The 22,462-nt window shown below is 36.3% G+C and carries 20 protein-coding genes and 2 riboswitches; of the genes, 5 read left to right on the forward strand and 15 right to left on the reverse strand.

Annotation, left to right across the window (positions count from 1 at the left end):
- Nucleotides 1-84: 84 nt before the first annotated feature.
- From murG to AAG068_RS21365, 3 genes are read right to left on the reverse strand one after another with little or no spacing between them, the layout of a single operon-like run.
- On the reverse strand, nucleotides 85-1,143 hold the full coding sequence (murG, locus tag AAG068_RS21355; RefSeq protein ID WP_342715739.1) for an undecaprenyldiphospho-muramoylpentapeptide beta-N-acetylglucosaminyltransferase: 1,059 nt from the start codon (nucleotides 1,141-1,143) through the stop codon (nucleotides 85-87).
- 18 nt (nucleotides 1,144-1,161) lie between these two features.
- Complete coding sequence (gene metH / locus AAG068_RS21360) at nucleotides 1,162-4,560, reverse strand: methionine synthase (protein WP_342715740.1); 3,399 nt, start codon at nucleotides 4,558-4,560, stop codon at nucleotides 1,162-1,164.
- Entirely contained in the window at nucleotides 4,560-6,392 is a 1,833-nt protein-coding gene (locus tag AAG068_RS21365; RefSeq protein WP_342715741.1) for a bifunctional homocysteine S-methyltransferase/methylenetetrahydrofolate reductase, read from the reverse strand. The genes metH and AAG068_RS21365 overlap by 1 nt, the downstream gene beginning before the upstream one ends.
- Before the next feature lie 70 nt (nucleotides 6,393-6,462).
- A riboswitch (SAM riboswitch) is annotated at nucleotides 6,463-6,572 on the reverse strand.
- 203 nt (nucleotides 6,573-6,775) lie between these two features.
- Nucleotides 6,776-6,885, forward strand: a riboswitch (SAM riboswitch).
- 94 nt (nucleotides 6,886-6,979) lie between these two features.
- Between AAG068_RS21365 and metI the strand changes: the two genes are divergently transcribed.
- The 4 genes from metI to AAG068_RS21385 all read left to right on the forward strand — a co-directional run bounded on the left by metI (nucleotide 6,980) and on the right by AAG068_RS21385 (nucleotide 10,629).
- Nucleotides 6,980-8,092: a cystathionine gamma-synthase/O-acetylhomoserine thiolyase gene (gene metI / locus AAG068_RS21370; protein ID WP_342715742.1), complete on the forward strand. Its 1,113-nt coding sequence runs from the start codon at nucleotides 6,980-6,982 to the stop codon at nucleotides 8,090-8,092.
- Nucleotides 8,089-9,252, forward strand: a complete 1,164-nt coding sequence (metC, locus tag AAG068_RS21375) for a cystathionine beta-lyase (RefSeq protein WP_342715743.1) — start codon at nucleotides 8,089-8,091, stop codon at nucleotides 9,250-9,252. The genes metI and metC overlap by 4 nt, the downstream gene beginning before the upstream one ends.
- Before the next feature lie 140 nt (nucleotides 9,253-9,392).
- Nucleotides 9,393-9,905 carry a cysteine hydrolase family protein gene (locus AAG068_RS21380; protein ID WP_342715744.1) on the forward strand — a complete coding sequence of 171 codons (513 nt, stop codon included), beginning with the start codon at nucleotides 9,393-9,395 and terminating at the stop codon, nucleotides 9,903-9,905.
- 433 nt (nucleotides 9,906-10,338) lie between these two features.
- Complete coding sequence (locus AAG068_RS21385; protein ID WP_000894375.1) at nucleotides 10,339-10,629, forward strand: ArsR/SmtB family transcription factor; 291 nt, start codon at nucleotides 10,339-10,341, stop codon at nucleotides 10,627-10,629.
- A 151-nt stretch (nucleotides 10,630-10,780) separates the two neighbouring features.
- Here the strand turns inward: AAG068_RS21385 and AAG068_RS21390 are convergent, their stop codons facing one another.
- Both AAG068_RS21390 and AAG068_RS21395 read right to left on the reverse strand, forming a co-directional pair.
- Nucleotides 10,781-11,893, reverse strand: a complete 1,113-nt coding sequence (locus AAG068_RS21390; RefSeq protein WP_342715745.1) for a class I SAM-dependent methyltransferase — start codon at nucleotides 11,891-11,893, stop codon at nucleotides 10,781-10,783.
- Nucleotides 11,894-11,902: 9 nt separating this feature from the next.
- Nucleotides 11,903-12,532: an MBL fold metallo-hydrolase gene (locus AAG068_RS21395; protein ID WP_342715746.1), complete on the reverse strand. Its 630-nt coding sequence runs from the start codon at nucleotides 12,530-12,532 to the stop codon at nucleotides 11,903-11,905.
- A 170-nt stretch (nucleotides 12,533-12,702) separates the two neighbouring features.
- Between AAG068_RS21395 and AAG068_RS21400 the strand changes: the two genes are divergently transcribed.
- Nucleotides 12,703-12,876 (forward strand): DUF2759 domain-containing protein, encoded by a 174-nt coding sequence (locus AAG068_RS21400; protein WP_000524853.1) that lies wholly within the window; start codon nucleotides 12,703-12,705, stop codon nucleotides 12,874-12,876.
- Between the two features lie 80 nt (nucleotides 12,877-12,956).
- Here the strand turns inward: AAG068_RS21400 and glcK are convergent, their stop codons facing one another.
- From glcK to phoX, 10 genes are all read right to left on the reverse strand, one after another.
- Nucleotides 12,957-13,940 carry a glucokinase gene (glcK, locus tag AAG068_RS21405; protein ID WP_000391706.1) on the reverse strand — a complete coding sequence of 328 codons (984 nt, stop codon included), beginning with the start codon at nucleotides 13,938-13,940 and terminating at the stop codon, nucleotides 12,957-12,959.
- A gap of 19 nt (nucleotides 13,941-13,959) precedes the next feature.
- Nucleotides 13,960-14,160 (reverse strand): YqgQ family protein, encoded by a 201-nt coding sequence (locus tag AAG068_RS21410; protein ID WP_000253699.1) that lies wholly within the window; start codon nucleotides 14,158-14,160, stop codon nucleotides 13,960-13,962.
- A gap of 103 nt (nucleotides 14,161-14,263) precedes the next feature.
- Nucleotides 14,264-14,842, reverse strand: coding sequence for a 5-formyltetrahydrofolate cyclo-ligase (locus AAG068_RS21415; RefSeq protein WP_342715747.1), 579 nt, complete (start codon nucleotides 14,840-14,842; stop codon nucleotides 14,264-14,266).
- A gap of 104 nt (nucleotides 14,843-14,946) precedes the next feature.
- The gene (gene rpmG / locus AAG068_RS21420; protein WP_001265616.1) at nucleotides 14,947-15,096 is read right to left on the reverse strand and encodes a 50S ribosomal protein L33; all 150 of its coding nucleotides are present in this window, start codon (nucleotides 15,094-15,096) and stop codon (nucleotides 14,947-14,949) included.
- 69 nt (nucleotides 15,097-15,165) lie between these two features.
- The gene (locus AAG068_RS21425; protein ID WP_342715748.1) at nucleotides 15,166-17,520 is read right to left on the reverse strand and encodes a sugar phosphate nucleotidyltransferase; all 2,355 of its coding nucleotides are present in this window, start codon (nucleotides 17,518-17,520) and stop codon (nucleotides 15,166-15,168) included.
- 357 nt (nucleotides 17,521-17,877) lie between these two features.
- Complete coding sequence (gene phoU / locus AAG068_RS21430) at nucleotides 17,878-18,534, reverse strand: phosphate signaling complex protein PhoU (protein WP_048531877.1); 657 nt, start codon at nucleotides 18,532-18,534, stop codon at nucleotides 17,878-17,880.
- Nucleotides 18,535-18,813: 279 nt separating this feature from the next.
- Complete coding sequence (gene pstB / locus AAG068_RS21435; protein ID WP_098667288.1) at nucleotides 18,814-19,629, reverse strand: phosphate ABC transporter ATP-binding protein; 816 nt, start codon at nucleotides 19,627-19,629, stop codon at nucleotides 18,814-18,816.
- 28 nt (nucleotides 19,630-19,657) lie between these two features.
- Nucleotides 19,658-20,524 (reverse strand): phosphate ABC transporter permease PstA, encoded by an 867-nt coding sequence (pstA, locus tag AAG068_RS21440; protein ID WP_098298818.1) that lies wholly within the window; start codon nucleotides 20,522-20,524, stop codon nucleotides 19,658-19,660.
- A gap of 1 nt (nucleotide 20,525) precedes the next feature.
- A complete protein-coding gene (pstC, locus tag AAG068_RS21445) occupies nucleotides 20,526-21,476 on the reverse strand; it encodes a phosphate ABC transporter permease subunit PstC (protein ID WP_342715749.1) in 951 nt (316 codons plus the stop codon).
- Between the two features lie 27 nt (nucleotides 21,477-21,503).
- A complete protein-coding gene (gene phoX / locus AAG068_RS21450) occupies nucleotides 21,504-22,421 on the reverse strand; it encodes a phosphate ABC transporter substrate-binding protein PhoX (protein WP_342715750.1) in 918 nt (305 codons plus the stop codon).
- Between the last annotated feature and the right edge of the window lie 41 nt (nucleotides 22,422-22,462).

The following is a 22,462-nucleotide window of genomic DNA, read 5'->3' on the forward strand; positions in this document are numbered from 1 at the left end:
CCCTACTAATCCATTTGCTATTGTAACATAAAAACACCGTTTCTTGGAATCTTTCATCCTACTAAAAGAGGCATGATTGTTTCATCATGCCTCTGAAATATGGTGAATGATTGTTTGAATTGCTTCTTTTCCATTATATTTTTTTAATGCGGTTTTATATGCCTCATTATTATGAGATAACTCTTCAACATGCTTTATAAGAGAATTGACAGTCACATCTTCTTCATACAATACAGAAGCATATCCTTGTCTTTCAAAGGACTCTGCATTTAGTATTTGATCTCCACGGCTTGCAAATTTGGATAGCGGAATTAAAAGCATCGGCTTTTGCAATGTTAAAAACTCAAAAATGGCATTAGAGCCCGCACGTGAAATAACAAAGTCTGTTATCGCTAATATATCTGGCAGTTCCCCATGTACATATTCAAATTGTCTATATCCTTCTTTATTTTGTAAACTTTCATCAAGATTACCTTTTCCGCAAAGATGAACAATTTGATACTTTTTTAGAAGTTCTGGTAACGCTTCTCGAACCGTTTCATTAATTTTCTTTGCGCCCAAGCTTCCTCCCATAATTGTAATAACTGGCTTTTTACGTGAAAAACCTAAAAACGCTAAACCTTTTTCACGATTTCCCTTTAGCACTTCTTCACGTACAGGCGATCCTGTATAAATTACTTTTTCTTTCGGTAAATGTTTCGCAGCTTCTTCAAATGTAACAAATATTTCCGAAGCAAAACGGAGCGCAATTTTGTTTGCTAGTCCTGGCGTCATATCAGATTCATGTAGTAAGACTGGTACTCTATTTAACCATCCTCCAATTACGACTGGTACAGATACGAAACCACCTTTTGAAAAAATTACATCCGGTTTTAGTTTTCGAATCCTTACATACGCATCCATAACACCCTTCATTACAAGAAAAGGATCTTTTATATTTTTCAAATCAAAATAACGACGTAGCTTTCCGCTTGCAATACTATAGTACGGAATGCCTTCCTTTTCTATAATTGTTTTCTCAATTCCTTGATGAGAACCAATATAAGAAATATCCCAATTCTGTTCTTGTAAATGCGGAATGATGGCTAAATTAGGTGTTACATGCCCTGCCGAACCGCCACCTGTAAAGACTATTTTTTTCATACGTCTCCCCCTTCTAGACTATAATACACTAAAATATCTTGCCTCGGGGTGAGAAAATACCATAGCCGTTACAGATGCTTCTGGCTCCATCATAAATCCTTCCGTTAATGAAATACCTATTTCTTCTGGATGAATTAGGCGAAATAACTTTTCTTGATCCGCGAGTTCTGGACATGCTGGATAACCGAAGGACACGCGTATTCCTCTATATTTTGTACGGAAACGTTCTTCCATCGTCAGTTCTGGTGAATCTGGAATACCCCAGCGATCCCGAATAAGCATATGTGTCTTTTCAGCAAGTCCCTCTGCTAGTTCAAGCGCTAACGATTGAATAGCATGACTGCGTAAATAATCACCCTTCGCTTTCCATTCTTCAGCAATGTCCCGAACACCTTCCCCAACCGTAACAGATAGGAAAGCAACGTAGTCCATCTCATCTCCAACTGGGCGTAAATAATCACCTAAAGTACGATATGGTGCTTTTCCTTGTCTTGGGAATGTGAAACGTTCTATAACACGCGTATGATCTTCTGGATCATATATTATAATATTTTGTCCATCGCTTTGCGCTGGGAAAAATTGATACACTGCTTTCGGCTTTAACCAAGATTGTCCTTCCTGCAATAATTCGTCTATTAAATCATTTAATTCATGTGCTCTTTTATCTCCCTCTCGCAAAAGCTTCTTCACACTTCCTTTTAATCCAAGGTGATGTCCAAGTAGCATTTGTCTATTTAAAAATGGAGCGAGATGTGCAACTGGGATATCGCGTAATACGATTCGTTTTGTTGAATCAGGCACTATAACCGCGGCCTTCGGTAATGGTTCAATTACTGCTGGAATTTCTACTTTCTTCTCTTCTTTTGTTACGATATGAAGATGACGTTCTTTTTTATCTTGTTTCATCTTCTCTCTCTCTTCTTCTTTTTGAAGCTTATTAATAATATCAAGCCCCGTCATCGCATCACTTGCATAACATACGAGCCCTTTATAGGATGGCGAAATACGGTTATCTGTAAACTTTCTCGTTAACGCTGCCCCGCCTACAACAATTGGAATGTCAATATCCGCTGCTTTTAAATCTTCAGCAGTCATTACCATTTGTTGCGCTGATTTTACTAATAAACCAGAAAGCCCAATAATATCAGGCTTCTTTTCTTGTACTTCTTGCACAATTCGATCCGAGCGAACATTGATTCCTAAATTAATAATCTCATATCCGTTATTCGCTAAAATAATTTCAACGAGATTTTTCCCAATATCATGTACGTCACCTTTAACAGTTGCTAATAATACTTTCCCTTTTTTCGCACTATCGCTAGATTCCATATGTGGCTCTAAATAACTTACAGCAGCTTTCATACTTTCAGCACTTTGCAATACTTCAGCAACGATAAGCTCATTATTATTAAATAATCGTCCTACCTCATCCATTCCTGTCATAAGTGGACCATTAATAATATCCAAAGGTTTTCTTCCTTCTGTAAGTGCGAGGCTTAAATCTTCGTGTAACCCTTGTTTCGTACCTTCTACAATGTAATTTGCGAGCCTTTCATCAAGAGTTAATGTTTCTTGGACAACAACATCTTTCTTTTTTGCCACGCGATAGAAGTTTGTAAATTCTTCTAACGTCTCTTGCGTCGTTTCAAAAAGTAATGCATCTGCAAGGCGTTTTTCTTCATCAGGAATTGACGCATAGCGCTCTAATTTTTCCGTATTCACAATCGCGTAATCTAATCCTGCTTTCGTTGCATGATATAAAAAGACGGAATTTAATACTTCACGCCCAGCTGGTGGTAAACCAAATGATATGTTACTTACACCTAAAATCGTTAAACACTCTGGTAACGCTTCTTTAATAAGACGAATACCTTCTATCGTCGCTGCCGCCGAGCCAATATATTCTTCATCACCTGTACCTACAGGAAATACAAGTGCGTCAAAAATAATATCTGACGGGCGTATACCATATTTCGTCGTCAATAACTCATAACTTCTTTTCGCAATTTCGAGTTTTCGTTCTGCACTAACCGCCATACCGTCTTCATCGATTGTTCCTACAACAATAGCGGCACCATATTTTTGAAGAAGCGGTGTCACTTTTTTAAATCGTTCTTCTCCATCTTCTAAATTAATTGAATTAATAACAGCTTTCCCTTGAATATAAGTAAGAGCTCGCTCCATCACATTTTCATCTGTTGAGTCAATCATGATCGGGACTTTTAATACTTTCGTAACTTCTGCCAAGAAGTTTTCCATATCTTCTATTTCATCCCGGTCCGGGTCTGCCATACAAATATCAATAACATGAGCATTTTTCTTCACTTGCGCTCTTGCAACTTCCGCAGCCTCTTCAAATTTTCCTTCTGCTACTAATTGTTTAAATTTACGTGATCCAATAACGTTTGTTCTTTCACCAACAAATAACGGTCTCATAGAGTCATCATATTGCAGTGCCTCTAATCCACTAACACCGTGCCCAGCTCTTTCGTGATGTTCACGCGGATTAAGAGACGCTAATGCAGCTTTCATTGCTTTTATATGTTCTGGCGTTGTGCCACAACAACCACCGATAATATTAACCCATCCTTCTTCAGCAAATCGCTTCACTTTTTCAGCGAGAGAAGATGGAGATTCATGATAATGTCCATCTTCATCAGGAAGACCTGCATTGGGATAACAAGAAATGTAACACTCCGACAAATCTGATAGGGAACGAATATGATCTCTCATAAACTCCGGACCAGTCGCACAGTTTAATCCAACAGATAATGGCTTCATATGTTCTACCGATAAGTAAAAAGCCTCAATTGTTTGCCCAGCTAGAGTCGTTCCCATCGGTTCAATCGTTCCCGAAATCATGATAGGTACAATTGTATTTAATTCGTCAAAAGCTGCTTGAATTCCAATATAAGCAGCCTTCACGTTACGCATATCTTGACTCGTCTCAACGAGTAATACATCCACTTCTCCCTTCAATAACCCTCTTGCCTGCCGCGTATAAGCTTCAATTAATTCGTCAAATGTTACACCACCAGTAACACTAATCGCTTTCGTTGTCGGCCCCATTGCTCCCGCAACGTATACTTCCTTCCCGCTTTCATTGACCGCTTGCTTCGCTAAACGTGCTGCCTTCTCATTTAGTTCCTCGTCTAAATGAGACAACTCATAATCACTTAATACAATATTTGTCGCCCCAAATGTATTTGTTTCAATAATATCTGCTCCAGCTTCAATATAAGCTTTATGAATCTTTAAAATGACATCAGGCCTTGTTTCTACTAAATATTCATTACAGCCTTCGTACTCTTCTCCTCCGAAATCTTCCGCAGTTAAGTCCTCTTGCTGAATCATTGTTCCCATTGCACCATCTAATATTAAGATGTTATTTTGTAATTTTTCTTCTATACATTTCATCAATTAATACCTTCTTTCACTTCTTGCTTTTCTCTCACATATTTAACGAGGTGTTCTGTAATTTCATATTTTAGAAATGGTGTAATAAGATAAATGCCGTTAAAATATTTCATCGCCGCATCGATCAACTCTTGAGAAATACGAATCCCTTCCTCAATTGCTGCCTCTTTCGTTTCATGTCCATCCATTCTCTCTCTTACTGCTTCAGGTAAAGTAATACCTGGCACCTCAAAATGAAGAAAATCTGCATTCCGTTTACTTATTAATGGCATAATCCCAATAAAAATAGGTTGTTCTAAATGCTTTGTCGCTTCATACACTTCTTCAATTAACGCGATATCATAAATTGGCTGCGTTAAGAAATATTCTGCTCCAGCATCTATTTTCCGTTCCATTCGCTTAACCGCTGCTTTTAAATGTCTTACATGCGGATTAAACGCACCTCCTACTGAAAACCTTGTTGCTGGACCTATTGATTTCCCTAAAATGGAGCGCCCATCGTTCATTTCTTTAATCATTTTAATGAGCTCAATAGAGGACAAATCATATACAGAAGTGGCACCTGGAAAATCACCAACGCGTGCTGGATCACCAGTTAAAGCTAACACTTCTTCCATGCCTAACGCTGATAATCCTAGTAAATGAGATTGTAGTCCGATGACGTTATGGTCTCTACACGTTAAGTGCGTCAATACCGGAATATCGTGTTTCGTTAATAATGCACCCATTGCCATATTCGAGACGCGAGGCGATGCTAATGAATTATCTGCTAGAGTAATAGCATCTGCTCCAGCTCTTTTCAATGCTCTTGCGCCTTCAAAAAAACGCTGTGTATCTAACGTTTTTGGTGGATCTAATTCCACTACTACTGTCGTTTGTTTTTTGGCTTTCTCTGCTAAAGTAATATGAGCTTTCGAACGTTTCTCATGCGTATGAACTACTTTCGGTCTTTGAATCGTATCTTTCTCTATTACAGGCGTAACATGTAAAGTGGCACGTTTCATGCTTTCAATATGTTCTGGCGTAGTGCCACAACAACCACCCAATAACCGAATACCTTGCTCAATAAATTTCGGTGTCATCGCTTCGAAATAAGCTGGACTTCCCTCATATACGTAACGTCCCTCCACATAATTCGGGAGACCTGCATTTGGATATGCTGACAAATAACCATTTTGCGGGATCGATATCATTTTAAAAGCTTCCGTCATATGAAGTGGCCCTAGTTGGCAGTTCAATCCAACAACATTTGCACCATAATCTAAAAGCTGTTTTAATATTTCATTTACATCATTTCCATTTTGAGTCGTACCTGCCTCATGTAACGCTAATTGCGCTACAATTGGAATATTCGTTTGTTTTCGTAACACCTGAACGGCATGAAGTAATTCAAACTCATCATAAAAAGTCTCTAATAGTAATCCATCAACCTGTTCTTCTAGTAAAGCACTTGCCTGCTCAAGTAACATAAATTCTCTTTCCATATCAGTTGTCGTAACAGCTCCGATATGTTTCATACCACCAATTGTTCCTAAAATGGCATTTCTGTCTGTAACAGATGCTTTCGCCAGTTTTACTGCTGCTCTATTAATTTCAGTAACTTGATTTTCTAAACCATACATACGTAATTTCGCTTCATTTGCTCCGTACGTATTTGTTTGAATTACATCTGCCCCAGCAGCTACATATTGCTTATGAATCGATATAATTAAATCCGGATCAGATATATTCAATTCTTCAAAACTACTTTGCAAGCCATGTGAATGTAATAACGTTCCAACCGCACCATCACCTATTACAATTCCTTTTGATAATAAATCTAGTAATTTCACCAATCTCCCTCATTTCTATCAATATAAAAACCCCCTCTTCATTTTGAAGAGGGGGACATAATCGATCCTCCTCTTATTATGCAAAACATTCGTTTTGCAGGTATTAGCACCGTTTCAAACATTTCGTTTGAAGGTTGCCGGGTTTCATAGGGCCTTTCCCTCCACCGCTCTCAATAAGAGTTTGTCTTTATTATTTTATTTATGTAGCTAAAAGGAAATGCGTTCCCCTTTTAACAATGTTTGTTAATTTTTCAATAAATTTAGCACGCACAAATGCAAAAGTCAATGACACTTGCGGAAAAATAAAAATTATTTAAAATAAAGTTGCAATTCAATTATCTTTTGTTGTAAAGTTAAAAATATAATAAAATTTCATACGAACATTCTTATCTAGAGAGGTAGAGGGACTGGCCCTATGACGCCTCAGCAACCATTAACATTTGTTAATAAGGTGCTAATTCCAGCAAATTGTGAAAGATTTGACAGATGAGAAGAAGACTCTATTCAAACCGAAAGCCTTCTTCCTTAGAAGGCTTTTTTTATTTTACATTCACTTAATTGTTAATTTAAAAAGGAGGAATTTTCACATGTCAACTATTGAAACAAAACTAGCACAAATCGGAAACCGAAGCGAAACTACAACAGGAACTGTTAATCCACCTGTTTATTTTTCAACTGCCTATCGTCACGAAGGAATTGGTAAATCGACTGGCTTTGACTATTCACGAACTGGCAATCCAACTCGCGGCCTGTTAGAGCAGGCAATTGCAGACTTAGAACACGGTGAACAAGGATATGCCTGTAGTTCAGGGATGGCAGCTGTTCTCCTCGTCCTGTCCCTATTCCGTTCTGGAGACGAACTTATTGTATCTGAAGATTTATACGGGGGCACTTATCGATTATTTTCTGAGCACGAAAAAAAGTGGAACGTTCGATGTAGATACGTAAATACACAGTCTATTAAACAAATTGAGCAAGCTATCACAACTGAAACGAAGGCTATTTTCATAGAAACTCCAACTAATCCATTAATGCAAGTTACTGATATTGCTGCTGTCGCAACTGTAGCGAAAAGACACGGACTACTTCTTATCGTAGACAACACGTTCTACACACCTTATATACAGCAGCCATTAACAGAAGGCGCGGACATTGTAATTCATAGCGCAACGAAATATTTAGGAGGACATAACGATGTACTAAGCGGACTTGTCGTTGCAAAAGGAAAGGAACTTTGTGAGGAAATCGCTCATTATCATAATGCATCAGGCGCGGTCTTAAGCCCATTTGATTCATGGCTATTAATTCGTGGTATGAAAACATTAGCGCTTCGCATGAGACAACATGAAGAAAATGCAAAAGCAGTTGTCGCTTATTTAAATGATGAAGACGGTGTGACAGATGTATTTTACCCTGGAAGAGGCGGCATGATCTCATTTCGTCTAAAAGATGAAACGTGGATTAATCCATTCCTACAATCTTTATCCTTAATTACATTTGCTGAAAGTCTCGGTGGTGTTGAAAGTTTAATGACATATCCGGCAACACAAACACACGCTGATATTCCTGAAGAAATTAGAACAGCAAACGGTGTATGTAATCGTCTTCTTCGATTTTCTGTCGGTATTGAAAATAGTAACGATTTAATTCAAGACTTACAGCAAGCCATTAAACTTGTAAAAGAAGGTGTAAGAATATGAGTTATTCTATAGATACACTTTTACTACACAACCAATATAAACATGACTCACAAACAGGAGCTGTTAACGTTCCCATTTATAATACATCAACATTCCACCAATTTGATGTAGATACGTTCGGGAAATATGACTATAGCCGCTCTGGTAATCCAACTCGCGAAGCGCTTGAAGATATTATCGCTTTATTAGAAGGCGGAACAAAAGGGTTTGCATTCGCATCAGGAATTGCAGCGATTTCTACTGCATTCCTCCTCCTTTCACAAGGTGATCACGTACTCATTTCAGAAGACGTATACGGAGGGACTTATCGAATGATAACTGAAGTTCTCTCCCGTTACGGTGTATCACATACATTTGTTGATATGACCAATTTAGAAGAAATAAAACAAAACATTAAGCCAAATACAAAACTCTTTTATGTAGAAACACCCTCTAATCCACTTTTAAAAGTTACAGATATTCGTGCTGTTTCTAAACTTGCAAAATCTATTGACGCCCTTACTTTTGTTGATAATACATTTTTGACACCACTATTCCAGAAGCCACTTGATCTTGGCGCCGATGTCGTTCTTCATAGTGCCACAAAATTCATTGCCGGTCATAGTGATGTTACTGCAGGATTAGCGGTTGTAAAAGATGCCGAACTCGCTCAAAAACTTGGATTTTTACAAAATGCATTCGGCGCTATTTTAGGTCCGCAAGATTGTTCTCTCGTCCTTCGCGGTCTAAAAACATTGCATGTACGTCTTGAGCACTCAGCTGCTAACGCCAATAAAATTGCACACTATTTACAAGAGCACAATAAAGTTCAAAACGTCTATTATCCTGGCTTACAAACACATCTGGGATTTAATATTCAACAATCTCAAGCTACATCAGCCGGAGCTGTCCTATCTTTCACTTTACAATCAGAAGACGCACTCCGCCAATTTTTATCAAAAGTTAAATTACCTGTCTTTGCGGTTAGTTTAGGAGCTGTCGAATCAATCCTTTCCTACCCAGCTAAAATGTCACATGCAGCACTATCGCAAGAAGCTCGTGATGAAAGAGGTATTTCGAATTCATTACTTCGGTTATCCGTCGGCCTTGAAAATGTTGGCGATTTAATATCCGATTTTGAAAATGCCCTTTCTTATATAGAAGAACCTGTAAATGCATAGAGAGAAAAGAAGATATGAAATGAAGCTTTCATATCTTTTTTTATGCTGTTTCGTATAGTTCATAAAAAAACAAAAGAGCACCATCTATTTTCAAGCAATAAATTAATTGATATATTAAAAAATAAAAAGGGGCAAAAATAATGGATACTTGTGCAGATGTCTTAATCGTTATCGATTTACAAAATGGAGTATGTTATAGCGAAGAACATTTATTTGACTTACAAAACTTACTTACAAAAGTAAATAAAAGAATTTCTTCATACAGAGAATCAAATAAACCAATTCTTTTCGTTCAACATTGTGATGATGATTTAGTACCTGAAAAAGAACTTTGGGCTATTCATGGTGATTTAGATGTTCAAGAACGAGATTTTTTTGTAAGAAAAACACATGCCAATTCATTTTATAAGACAAACTTAAAAGAGGTTTTAGATCAATTATCTGTCCATCGTATTGAATTTTGTGGTGCCCAAACAGAGTATTGTATGGATGCTACGATTAAATTCGCTCATGGACTAGGATACGAAAACTTCATGGTCCAGAAAGCAACCTCTACGCTAAATAATCCATTTATGTCCGCAAAAGAGACAATTAACTTTTATGAGAATATATGGAACAACAGATTTTTAAAATTGATAAATGATGAAATCTAGAATACATAACTAATGTCTTGGTAATTCTAAGATTTATCAGCTATATTCGAACATTTCATTTTCACCATAAAGAAGCTGATTACATTCAGCTTCTTTTCTTTTAACCTGTTTTATATTCTATATATAACATTATAATTCCTTTGTCATATTATTTTAAAAATTTTGTATATTCATTTGAAAGAATAAGAAAATCGTGATAAAATTGTGTTACAAATATATCTATATCTTTCAATTTTTAAAACGCATCGAAATTTTCACCCAAAAATGTCATTTTACAAAACCGTGCTAATTCATCTACTTTATTTACATCAGGGTCTCTTTTCTTACAATTTCTTTACTTTAGGACTTTTTTTCTGCAACAACTGTTTCCTTTTCTTTAATTTTTTGGTATGTATAATATGGTATAACAGCTCACACGGAGGTGGAAAAGAACATGTTAGAAACCTTTCAAAAAGAAATTGAACTATATGAAAGCAATGCAGAATTATTGAAAGTACTTGCTCATCCTGTTCGCTTATGTATTGTAAAAGGATTAATTGAACGTGGTCCAAGCAACGTTTCTACAATGTACACTGGCTTAAACATGCCACAATCTACAATTTCACAGCATTTAGCAAAGTTAAAAAGCGCTAAAATCGTTTCAAGTGAAAGAAAAGGATTGGAAATTTATTACAAAGTAGAAAACGAGACAATTATTCAACTCGTTCGCGTATTATTAGGTTAGGGATTCATAAAAAGAGAAAAAGGACGTATTTTATATTTTTTATCTCATATCTTTAATATAAATATATATCATGAGAGGAAATATATGATGCTACATAATTAAAAAGTCGTATTAAAAAACAAGACACAGAAATATGCTGTGTCTTGTTTTTTTATATTTTCAAATACCGATCTAAGTGTAGCTGTTGCATATGTTTCGTATGTATAGCAACATCAAATGCACTCCCTAATCCTCCGCCCAAAACCATTGAACGCACTGCGCGATTTTGTTTTTGAGTTTCAGAAAAAGGATCCCGATCTTGATGATTCGTAAGTTGCTCTAATATTCCTGTTGCTAACAAAAACTCAGATTGCTTCTTATGCCATACTGTATGCATACCTTGCAGGCTAAACATCTCTTTCAGTTCGTCCCAATGAATATGAGTAGTAAGGTCCATTTCACCTGGATACGCTAAAGGATTACGAATTAACTTATGCTCGTAATAGCCTCGTAAACTTCCTTCTTGATGTGCAGGATGCATCCATTCTTCTTTTGTATATCCATAATCAACTGTAATACATACACCTCGTTGAAACCATTTCGCAACTTCTTTTATATATTCTTCCATTGCAATCGGCACTTCAAAACGTTGGCCTTCAGCAAGATGAATATTATATTTCAATAAGTATCGACCAATTTTTTTATGTAACGGCCTACATACTTCTGCAAGCTTCCCTTCCTCTGTGTACGTAACACGTACTTCATACAATATTCCATTTCTCTTCTCAATTACTTCAACAGGAAATGCATCAAATAACTCATTCGAAAAAAGAATTCCTTCGAACGATTCTCCCATTTCATTATGCGATGTATAATATGACACATTAGAAAATGAACAAAGATTTTTCTGCTGTAATTTTCTATGAAAAGGGCTCATTTCAATCATTGAATAGTTTAAATCAATAAAGGTTTTCGGTGATAATTGCTTCCATTCTTGTAAAACATCATAGGCAAACTTCCCTGTTCCCCCACCAATCTCACAAATATGTGGAGCAACTTCACCATTTTCAACAAGACGAATAAAAAACTTAGCAAAAGTTTTTGCAAACACAGAGGATACATTGCTACTTGTAAAAAAATCCCCTTGCCTTCCGATTTTTTCACGTTCTTTCATATAATATCCATGTTCCTCTGCATATAATGCGAGGTTCATATATGTACTGTATGAAATTGAATAATCCTTTTCTTTTTCCATCCATTCTTTTAAAATGAGCTCCATCTCCATACTAGCTCCTTACTGTAAAAATGGATTATTTTCTTTTTCAAAACCAATGCTTGTTTCTGGACCATGTCCACATAACACCGCTGTTTCATCAGGTAATACAAATAATTTCTCTTCAATACTTCCAATCAATTCTGCAAAACTTCCACCAGGTAAATCTGTTCTTCCAATACTCATTTGGAACAATACATCTCCAGAAAATACAGCATTCGCCTCTTTACAGTAATAAGAAACACTGCCTGGAGAATGTCCTGGTGTCTCAAAAATTTCAAAGTTAAATGAACCAATTGCTAATGCACCTTCTGCATCAATAATATGATCTGCTGGTTTTGCTGTAATGCTGCGATTCATCATAAAAATTTGAGAACCATTTACAGTTGCATCGCCTAACCAATCTGCTTCTTCTTTATGTACGTACACAGGAATATGAAAAGCGTCTCTTACCGCATCAACAGCACCAATATGATCAAAGTGAGCATGTGTTAATAAAACAGCCAGTGGCTTTAATTTTTCTTCTTGTAAATATGTAACGAGCTTCTCTCCTTCGTGACCAGGATCAAAGATAATACACTCATTTTGCTCATTCGTTAAAATATAAGCATTTGTTTGTAATGGGCCTAACGGCATTTGTATCCATTTCATATGAAAATCTCCTCCAATTATTAAACTTACTTTCAATGATACAACATTTTTTTCTCTTAGGAAAAGAAAGGATGCTATCTCGACAATCATTTTTAAAACATGTACAATATAAAAGAGTAAATATTCCAAAAACTCATATTAAGGAATGGGTAGACAGAGGAGGATATTGTATGGGCCTTGTTATTATTTTTACGCTTGTCACTCTGTTAGCTGTATTTGCTACGCTTAGAACACTTCGCGAAAAGAATTTTCTCGCGGGCGGCTTTGCAATTGCAACTGTACTCGTTTTCGGATGGTTTACAATCATGACTGTTCTATATAACGGGTACCCACCAGCAGCTTAATTCATTTACATGCTATTCTTCATCAAGATTTCGCACAAAAAGAGGAAGGGTTTCCCCTTCCTCTTTTCATACTTCACAACTTATATCATCTTCGCTTCGTATTTGTGCTTTTTTACAAGCCAAGCTCCTCCGATAACACCTGCATCATTGCCAAGTGTTGCAATCGCTAACTTCGTGCTCTTTACAGCACGTGAGAAAGCATATTGCTCGAAATAGCGTTGAATTGGTTCTAATAGTGCATCTCCTGCTTTAGAAACGCCTCCACCAATAACAATTTTCTCTGGGTTCAACGTGCTAGAAAGGTTCGCTACAGCTAAACCTAAATAAGAAGCTACTTTTTCTACTACTTCGCCTGCTAGTTCATCACCTTGTCCATGTGCTTCAAATACGTCTTTTGATGTGATACGTCCTTCTTCTGCTAACATAGAACGTAGAATACTTTCTTTATCAGTTTCTTGTATTTTTTGCATAGCAACACGCACAATACCTGTTGCAGATGCTACAGTTTCTAGGCAACCAGACTTCCCGCAATTACATGGGAAAGCATTCTCTGTAACGACTGTAATGTGTCCGATTTCACCAGCAGCACCGCTTACGCCGTGTACAATCTCTCCATTGGCAATTACACCGCCGCCAACACCAGTGCCAAGCGTCATACAAATTAAATCTTTTGCTCCCTCACCAGCACCTTTCCACATTTCACCAAGCGCTGCTAAGTTCGCATCATTATCAATAACAACAGGTAATCCTGTTTCTACTTCTAATAAATCTTTTAACGGATAGTTTTTCCATCCTAAGTTAACCGCTTCATAAATCATTCCAGACGCCACGTGTACAGGACCAGGAGCTCCCATACCAATACCGATTAACTTACTTTTTAATTCGCCTAACTCTTCTAACTTTTTATCAATAGCTTTCGCTACATCAAGTGTAATATGTTTTCCCTGCTCATTTGTATTCGTAGGGATTTCCCACTTATGTAAAATTTCACCGTACACATTAATAAATGCTAATTTAATAGTTGTACCACCAAGGTCAACACCAACTAACCATTTCTCTTCCATGTTGCTTACCTACCTTTATCTAATTCTTATTTAGCTCTTTTTGAATTTCTTGCTTCAATAAAAATAAAGCTGTTTGATAGTCTTGTGGATCGATTAGCTGTGATTGATTTAATTCACGCAATTCATCTTGCATTAATTGTAAATCTGCAATTCGATCACCCGTATAAATAATCGTACCAAATTTCTTTAGTAACTGCTGAATATCATAAATAGATACCATTTCATCACCCTCTATGCTCACTTACTATAAAAAATTATAATAAGAAAACGTTCACATATTTTATTATAATCAAGAAGAAAAAGTCTCGTCAATTTTTATTTGTCTATACAAGCCCATTTTTAACCATTGTTCCTTTTTCTGTAATAATTTTTTCTACATTTTTATCAAACGGCTCTACTGGAATATGTTCTACCATTTGAAAACTATAGGCTAATGATAGCGTTTTCCCTTTGTAATGTACGAGATAACGATCATAATAGCCACCGCCATATCCAATCCGTTCTCCTCGCTCTGTATAAGCTACGCCTGGCACGATTTGAAGGTCAATTTCATCTGCATTCACTTCTTCCGTAAGCGCTGGAATTGGTTCACGTAAGTTCATATACACTGTTTCTAATTGATCAAAATTACTTATTTGCCTAAAAGACATTGTTCGTGTTTCTTTATTACACTTCGGAACAACAACTGTCTTTCCTTCTTTCCAAGCTTTTTCGATAATAGGATATGTATTTACTTCATTTTCCATTGAAAGGGTGATTCCAATTGTTTTGGCTTCAGCCCACTCTTTTTGTGCATACAACGAAAATGCAATTTGTTCTGATAAAGTTGTATACCGTTCTTCTGATAAAGAATTCATGTGCTCTATTATTTGTTTACGTAAACGTAGTTTCTCTTCTCTCACACATTTTCCCCCTCACAGTGATACTTTGCTCTACGATGATAGTGTATCATTTTTAACAGAGGAATCGAATAAAAAAAGAAACAGTAGGAAAATATTCCTACTGCTTACTTTGTTTCACGGTGTAACGTAGACTTCTTGTCACGCTTGCAATACTTTTTAAGCTCGATACGCTCAGCGTTGTTACGTTTGTTTTTCTTTGAGATATAGTTACGATCTCCGCATTCTGTACATGCTAGAGTAATATTCACACGCATTCTTATTTCCCTCCAGTACTAATAACTTAAATCAGACTATACTATAATACCACTTTTAAAATAAAAATTCTACACCTTTTGATATTGTCTAATTTTTTCTATAAGATTTTTCATGTTTTCCCTTGCTATTACTGGGTTTCTAGCATGTGAATACACTAAAAATTTCGGTTGTTTTGTGTCAGAAACGATATAAGACCACTCTTTTTCGGTATATTTGAACTGTACTCCTTCAAATATGCCTTCTTCCTTCCTTTCCATATCAGCCAATAATTTCCTCATTACTTTCCCTTTTTCATTCCATGAACATACAACTTCATCACAAAGTAAATAAAGCGGCGGCGATTGCTCTACTATGCTGAGAAAGGTTTTTCCCTGCAATGCTATTAACTCGAATAATTTTCCAATTCGATATAAAATATCTCGCTTCCATCTCGCTTGAAACGATTTTTTTTCATCCTGCGTATAAAATAGAAGATAACATTCTCCTAATTTCAAAGACATTGGGTAAATATTACCTGTCGATTCAAGTAATAAATCTGGAATATCAATCTCTTCAAAATCTGTCCCTTGGTAAATATTACTATGATTATCATATAACTCGAAATAATTTCCTTGCTCTGAAAACATAAGCGCCATATTTGCTTTACTTGATTTCATCAAAGCTTTCACATGATCCTTTTGTTCGCCCGCATAAATCCACGTAACTGTGCATCCGAGCCTTTGCAAAAAGAGCATAAGCAAATGTTGTAACATATCATTCCTCTTATTAATAAGAAGATGGAACTTCTGTTTTTGTATTTCCTCAATATCAATGCGCTCTAATACAGCCTCTATATAATCGTGTAAAGAAACGTGTACTAGCTTATTCCGCCCCATTTCCTTCTCACATACGTAATAAAACGACTCAGACATATACACTTGTTCTATCGCTTTTTGCTGCTTATACGTTAATTGTACCCCATCCTTGCCATACAACTTTATAACAACCTCTTTTTCCTTTTCCACTTGGATGAAAACCCCGCCCACACATTGCAAATCTTGAATGCTGTACTGAAAAAGTGATTCGTTCATTTCTTTGCATTCCATCGTATGAATTCCGATACCATGAATTGCATGAAGAAAAAGATTTTTATAAGAGGTCGTTTCTATATGTTCTTGACTTCCAATTAATATACTTTCCCCTTTGGCAAAAAGAGATCCGTACGCCATCGCAACCTTTACAATAAATTGAGGCGTAATCTCCACATTACCTCTTCCTACAATGCGGCTTTTTTGCAACCAGCCTGCACTCTTTTCACTTTCTTGAACACCAGCCGATCCGACTACCGAATGACTGTCAATCGCCTTATATGGCCATAGTTTTCCCTTTTGCTTAATTACCGTACTTTTCCCTATATGACAATGGTCCGCTACAATGCTTTTTTGAAACAATGTAACGTCGTCTTCCACCATTGTATGTTCTCCTATTGTCGTTTCTAATAACTCGCAATATTTCCCAATCTGCGTATTTGCAAAAATAATACTCTTTTGAAGATGAGAATAACTTGAAACAACACTATTTTTCCCGATAATAGAATACGGCTCAATTACAGATCCAGCACCAATTTTTGCTCCTTCACCAATAAAAGAAGGGCCGTGAATTTTCGTTCCTTTTCCAATCGTTACCCCTTCTCCCATCCATACCATCGGTAATACTTCCGTATATGGAATAGGTACTTGCAATTTTTTCGTTAACAAATCAAATTGTGCTTGTCGATATTGATCAAATGTACCGATATCTAACCAATAGTCTTCTGACAAATACGCAAATAATGCATTCTTATTTGCTAATAAGGGAAACACATCTTGACTGAAATCAAAAAATTCTCGGGGCGGTATGTATGAAAAAATTTCTGGCTCCATAATATATATACCTGTATTCACAATATTAGAGACCACTTCATTCCAACTCGGTTTTTCAATATATCGTGTAACCTCTTGTTCTTTGTTCATTACAACTAAACCAAATGAGAGTGGATTTTCTACTTCCTTTACAAACATAGTTACCATTCTTTTCTTTTGTTTATGAAACGTAATTCCTTCTGATAATTGAAAATCAGTTAAAGCATCCCCACTTATGACAACAAACGTTTCATCTAAAAATTTTTCCGCTTGTTTAATACTTCCTGCAGTACCAAGCGGAGGAGAGTCTTCAAAGTAATACAAGTTAACGTCCCATTTGCTACCGTCACCAAAATATTGTTTAATGGCCGTACTCATATACTGAACAGTAATTGCAATCTCACGAATACCATGCTGACGTAATAATTCAATATTGTATTCCAAAACTGGCTTTTCTAATAATGGCAACATCGGCTTTGGAGTATTACATGTTAATGGTCTAAGGCGTCGTCCTTTTCCTCCAGCTAAAATAACCCCCTTCATATACTTCAGCCTCCACTTATATAATGTTCAGTAACTTCATATACGATATGTATATTATCTAACCCGCAGTAACTAGCAGTATAAAATGAAACTTTAACTTAGTAGGGATTTTTTTCATCTCCCGCTGATGGCTGACAAATGGTAAAACTCCCTATATACATGCACCTTTTAAAAGTATAAAGTAAGCGCTTACTATTAACTTAGTAAAATATTACTTAATAAGTGAACAACATATATGTCCTATTTTTTCCATTATATTATGATACATCTTATCATCATAAACTAAAGGAAACAACGAGCTTTTTTTGTCATGTTTTGACTAAAAAAAGCAGGTGATGTTTCACCTGCTTTTTTTCTTTATTCATTTAATAAATAATGCTTTCCTTTTACTAAATAAAAAACATTTTCAGCAATATTTGTAATATGGTCTGCTACACGCTCAATATATCTCGCTACAAACGATAATTGTGTAATTTGTGTAATTGCTTCTGGTTGTTCTGGGACTGAAGATATAAATTCACGAATTGCTTTCCCATATATTTCATCAACTGAATCATCCATCTCGGCAATTTGTTTCGCAAAAGTTAAATTTTCTTGCTCATATGCATCTAACGCTAACTGTAACATCTTATTTGCAATCGCAAACATTTCATCAAGATTGTGCAAACTAACAGACGCTTCTTTTTCCCCAAGACGAATTGTTGATTTCGCAATATTAACAGCATGATCTGCAATACGTTCTAAATCTGTTGCTGTCTTAATTGAAATGAAAATCCTTCTTAAATCACTTGCTACAGGTTGCTGCTTCGTAATAAGCATAAGCGCAAGATCATTTATTTCCTCTTCTAAATTATCCATACGATAATCGCCATCTATTACCTCTAACGCTTTCTCTACATCCCTTTTATGAAGACCTTCCATAGCAAGCAATAAAGCTTCTCTCGCTAGTTCGCCAAGATCAATTACCTTTTGCTGTAACGTTTTTAAATCACATTGAAATTGTTCTCTTACCATTGTTTCTTCCCCCTCAATATTGTGTGCCATTATATATAAATCTCCTATTTAAGGCCTCTTATCTCTGTAATCAACCTTACATAGGAGAAGGATTCCTTCTCAATAAAGTGAAACTTTAATCAGCCCTCACCAATCGGGCTTTTACGGGTAGCCCGACCCCACCTAACTTCTTTGCTTTCGCTGAATTTTGAGGTGGGGGTCTTACTGCCCGTTAATGCGGGATAAAACAAGAAATACCCTCTGTTAAGAGGGTATTTGCTCTTAGCCTTGCTAGCGATATCAACCGAATCGGCCTGTAATATAATCTTCTGTACGCTTATCTGAAGGTGTCGTAAATAATTTATTTGTATCTGTATATTCCACAACTTCTCCACTTAAGAAGAAAGCTGTTTTGTCTGAAATACGCGCTGCTTGTTGCATATTATGCGTTACGATAACAATACTAAAGTCTTTCTTTAACTCTTGAATTAATTCTTCTACTTTTAATGTTGAAATTGGATCTAGTGCCGATGTTGGCTCATCCATTAAAATTACGTCTGGTTCAATCGCTAAACAACGCGCGATACATAGACGCTGTTGCTGCCCACCGGATAAACCGTATGCATTATCGTGCAAACGATCTTTTAACTCATCCCAAATTGCTGCTCCACGTAAACTTTTTTCAACAATTTCATCCAACGTTTTCTTGTCCTTAATACCATGAATTTTCGGACCGTATGCTACATTTTCATAAATAGATTTTGGAAATGGATTTGGCTTTTGGAACACCATTCCTACATGTGTTCGCAATTCTTCAACTGGATATGATTTATCAAATATATTGCGCTCCCTATATTCAATTACACCTGTAGTTCTCACGATTGGTACTAACTCTACCATACGATTTAATGTTTTTAAGTACGTTGATTTACCACAACCACTTGGCCCGATAATTGCTGTAACTTCATTCTCATGAATGCTTAAGTTAATATCTTTTAAAGCGTGATCTTCTCCGTACCATAAATTTAAGTTTTTCGTATCAAATACTACTTTCTTTGGCGCAGTCTCAATTTTCTCCTCGTTTTTCACCTGTACATTTACTACTGTTGCTACCATTTGAATTCCCCTTTCATCCATTTCCAACTTATTTTCGATTTCGTAACCATAGGACAAATATATTAATAAAGAGCAACAAACCTAACAAAACAATCATTCCAGCAGCTGCTACATACTGAAATTCTTCTTGCGGTCTACTCATCCAATTAAAAATTTGAATTGGTAAAACTGTAAATCTATCAAACATGCTAAATGGAACATAATTTGCAAATGCAAGTGCTCCAATAACTAATAACGGTGCCGCTTCTCCAATCGCTCTTGATATCGCTAACGTGCAACCCGTTATAATTCCCGGGAAAGCATATGGCAATACAATCTGATACATCGTTTGCCACTTTGTAGCACCTAACCCGTAAGAAGCTTCTAATAACGAACTTGGTACAGATCGTATCGCTTCTTGACTTGCCACAACAACTGTAGGTAAGACGAGTAAACTCATCGTCAGTGCCGCCGCAATGATACTCTCCCCTAAATGAAGAGCATATACAAAAATAGTTAAGCCGAGTAATCCAAATACGACGGAAGGTACTCCTGCTAACGTTTGATTATTAATTTCTATCATCTTTTTAAATATAGATTCCTTCGCATATTGCTCTAAATAAAGAGCAGTTCCAACTCCAAATATAAAGGAGACTGGTATAACAATACTCATAAATAATATTGTTCCTGACAATGCTGCAGCAATTCCAGCTTCTTTCGGATTCCGCGAAGCAAAGCTTGTAAAGAAATCTAATGAAAGATAACTTATACCTTTTTCAAAAATTTGAAAAAGCAAAACAAGCAGTATTACTATTGAAAACAAGATGGCTATATAAAATAACATTTTGTAAACTCGATCTTTTAAAAACCGCGATGCCATATTTTCTTGTATTTTTTTATGATTCAACATTCGCATATTATGTCACCCTCCTAAAGCGGCGCATAATAAACAGCGAAATGATATTCATTATAAAAGTAAACAAGAATAACGTTGCGCCTACAGCGTACATGCTGTAATACGTAATTGTTCCATGCGGAGCATCACCTAAACTCACTTGCACAATATAAGCTGTTAGCGTTTGAATAGAGTGTGTCGGATCGAGCGATACGTTCGGCGTGGATCCCGCTGCAATTACAACAATCATCGTTTCACCAATTGCCCTAGAAGCCGCTAGTATAATCGCTGCCATAATCCCTGTAAAAGCCGAAGGAAACACGACTTGTTTTACCATTTCAAACCGAGTTGCTCCAAGTGCTAACGAAGCTTCTTTCGTCCCTTTCGCTACAGCTCTCATTGCATCTTCAGACAAAGATGCAATTGTAGGTATCATCATAAAGCCAATAACAATACCTGGACTAATCGCATTAAAAAACTGTAAATCTGGTATAATCCGCTGTAAAAGCGGTGTGACAACTGTTAATGCAAAGAAACCATATACAATCGTCGGGATACCTGCTAATAGTTCTAACATCGGTTTTAATACTTTTCTTGTACCGTTTGAAGCATATTCGCTTAAAAATACGGCACACGCTAAACCGATAGGAATTGCTACGAACATAGCAATTGTTGTTACAAGTACCGTTCCACATATAAGTGGTAATATACCGAATTTAGGATCTTCAAAAAAAGGTAACCATTCTTTCTCTGTCAAAAAGGAGAGCAATGGTATTTTTCGGAAAAACATCATTGTTTCATTTGCCAATGTAAAAATAATTCCAAGTGTCGTCACAATAGACACGCTAGCGATTATTTTTAGTAATAATGGAACGATTCGATTGATTCGCTGCGTTTTTTTTCTTTGTTTTGTATTTCTTTCAATCAAATGTTGTACAGAAAATGTAATTTGACTTTTGTCATTATGAGCCAAAGATGAAAACCCCTTTCCACCCTGACATTACCTTTTTATTTCTGTTAACATCCGCAGCTGTTCATTGTATTTTTCTTTTGGTAATTTTACATACCCAACTTCTTCAGCAAGATTACCAACATGTTGAATCATAAACTCAACATAATTTGCTACAGTCATTTTATTTCGGATAGATGCATCATTTACATAAGCAAATAGCGACCTCGATAATGGCTTATATTTACCTGATTGAATCGTATCTTTCGTTGGAAGTACATCATTCACTTTTATTGCTCTCACCTTATCTTGATTGGCCATATAATAAGCATATCCTACAAAAGCAATGGCATTTTTATCATTCATTACCCCTTGCATAATAACTTGATCATCTTCAGACAAAGAGACTTTTTTTACAATGCGATTATTTTGTAAGATGACGTTTTGAAAATAATCATACGTGCCAGAGTCTACACCTGGCGCATAAAACTTCACCTGTTTACGTGGCCATGAAGAATGAATTTGTGACCATCGCTTTTCGTTTCCATCTTCACTCCATAATAGACGTAACTCGTCTACCGTCATATTGTCTACCCAAGTATTTTGGCGATTCACAACGATCGTAAGACCATCGTAAGCAACTTCAAACGGTGTAAACTGAATGGAGTTTTTCTTCATTTCATTTTCTTCCACTTGTTTCATTACTCTCGAAGCATTATTTATATCCACTTCTCCTTTACTGAAACGATTAAATCCTCCTCCTGTTCCAGAAACACTGATGGAAATTTTCACGCTTGGATGCACCTTTGTATATTCCTCCGCTACCGCTTCTATAATAGGAAAAACCGTTGAGGATCCATCAACTCTCACTTCTCCCATTTCATTCACAGCAAATGCAGTAGACGTGCCAACATAAAGGAAACATGTCGACAGTATGAAAACTTTAATTAATGCACGTATCCATTTCACGCGTTCTTCCTCCTAGAAGTAACCGGAAATAACAGGATTAC

It is taken from the genome of Bacillus paramycoides, from assembly GCF_038971285.1.
Classification (GTDB): domain Bacteria; phylum Bacillota; class Bacilli; order Bacillales; family Bacillaceae_G; genus Bacillus_A.

What these genes read in the sequence shown, in the direction of transcription:
- phoU (WP_048531877.1), bottom strand. Translation starts at nt 18,534, where the DNA reads ATGGTAAGAGAACAATTTCAATGTGATTTAAAAACGTTACAGCAAAAG.
- metH (WP_342715740.1), bottom strand. Translation starts at nt 4,560, where the DNA reads ATGAAATGTATAGAAGAAAAATTACAAAATAACATCTTAATATTAGAT.
- metI (WP_342715742.1), top strand. Translation starts at nt 6,980, where the DNA reads ATGTCAACTATTGAAACAAAACTAGCACAAATCGGAAACCGAAGCGAA.
- AAG068_RS21395 (WP_342715746.1), bottom strand. Translation starts at nt 12,532, where the DNA reads ATGAAATGGATACAAATGCCGTTAGGCCCATTACAAACAAATGCTTAT.
- glcK (WP_000391706.1), bottom strand. Translation starts at nt 13,940, where the DNA reads ATGGAAGAGAAATGGTTAGTTGGTGTTGACCTTGGTGGTACAACTATT.
- AAG068_RS21380 (WP_342715744.1), top strand. Translation starts at nt 9,393, where the DNA reads ATGGATACTTGTGCAGATGTCTTAATCGTTATCGATTTACAAAATGGA.
- metC (WP_342715743.1), top strand. Translation starts at nt 8,089, where the DNA reads ATGAGTTATTCTATAGATACACTTTTACTACACAACCAATATAAACAT.
- pstA (WP_098298818.1), bottom strand. Translation starts at nt 20,524, where the DNA reads ATGCGAATGTTGAATCATAAAAAAATACAAGAAAATATGGCATCGCGG.
- murG (WP_342715739.1), bottom strand. Translation starts at nt 1,143, where the DNA reads ATGAAAAAAATAGTCTTTACAGGTGGCGGTTCGGCAGGGCATGTAACA.
- pstB (WP_098667288.1), bottom strand. Translation starts at nt 19,629, where the DNA reads ATGGTAGCAACAGTAGTAAATGTACAGGTGAAAAACGAGGAGAAAATT.
- AAG068_RS21425 (WP_342715748.1), bottom strand. Translation starts at nt 17,520, where the DNA reads ATGAAGGGGGTTATTTTAGCTGGAGGAAAAGGACGACGCCTTAGACCA.
- AAG068_RS21385 (WP_000894375.1), top strand. Translation starts at nt 10,339, where the DNA reads ATGTTAGAAACCTTTCAAAAAGAAATTGAACTATATGAAAGCAATGCA.
- AAG068_RS21390 (WP_342715745.1), bottom strand. Translation starts at nt 11,893, where the DNA reads ATGGAGATGGAGCTCATTTTAAAAGAATGGATGGAAAAAGAAAAGGAT.
- AAG068_RS21400 (WP_000524853.1), top strand. Translation starts at nt 12,703, where the DNA reads ATGGGCCTTGTTATTATTTTTACGCTTGTCACTCTGTTAGCTGTATTT.
- AAG068_RS21410 (WP_000253699.1), bottom strand. Translation starts at nt 14,160, where the DNA reads ATGGTATCTATTTATGATATTCAGCAGTTACTAAAGAAATTTGGTACG.
- rpmG (WP_001265616.1), bottom strand. Translation starts at nt 15,096, where the DNA reads ATGCGTGTGAATATTACTCTAGCATGTACAGAATGCGGAGATCGTAAC.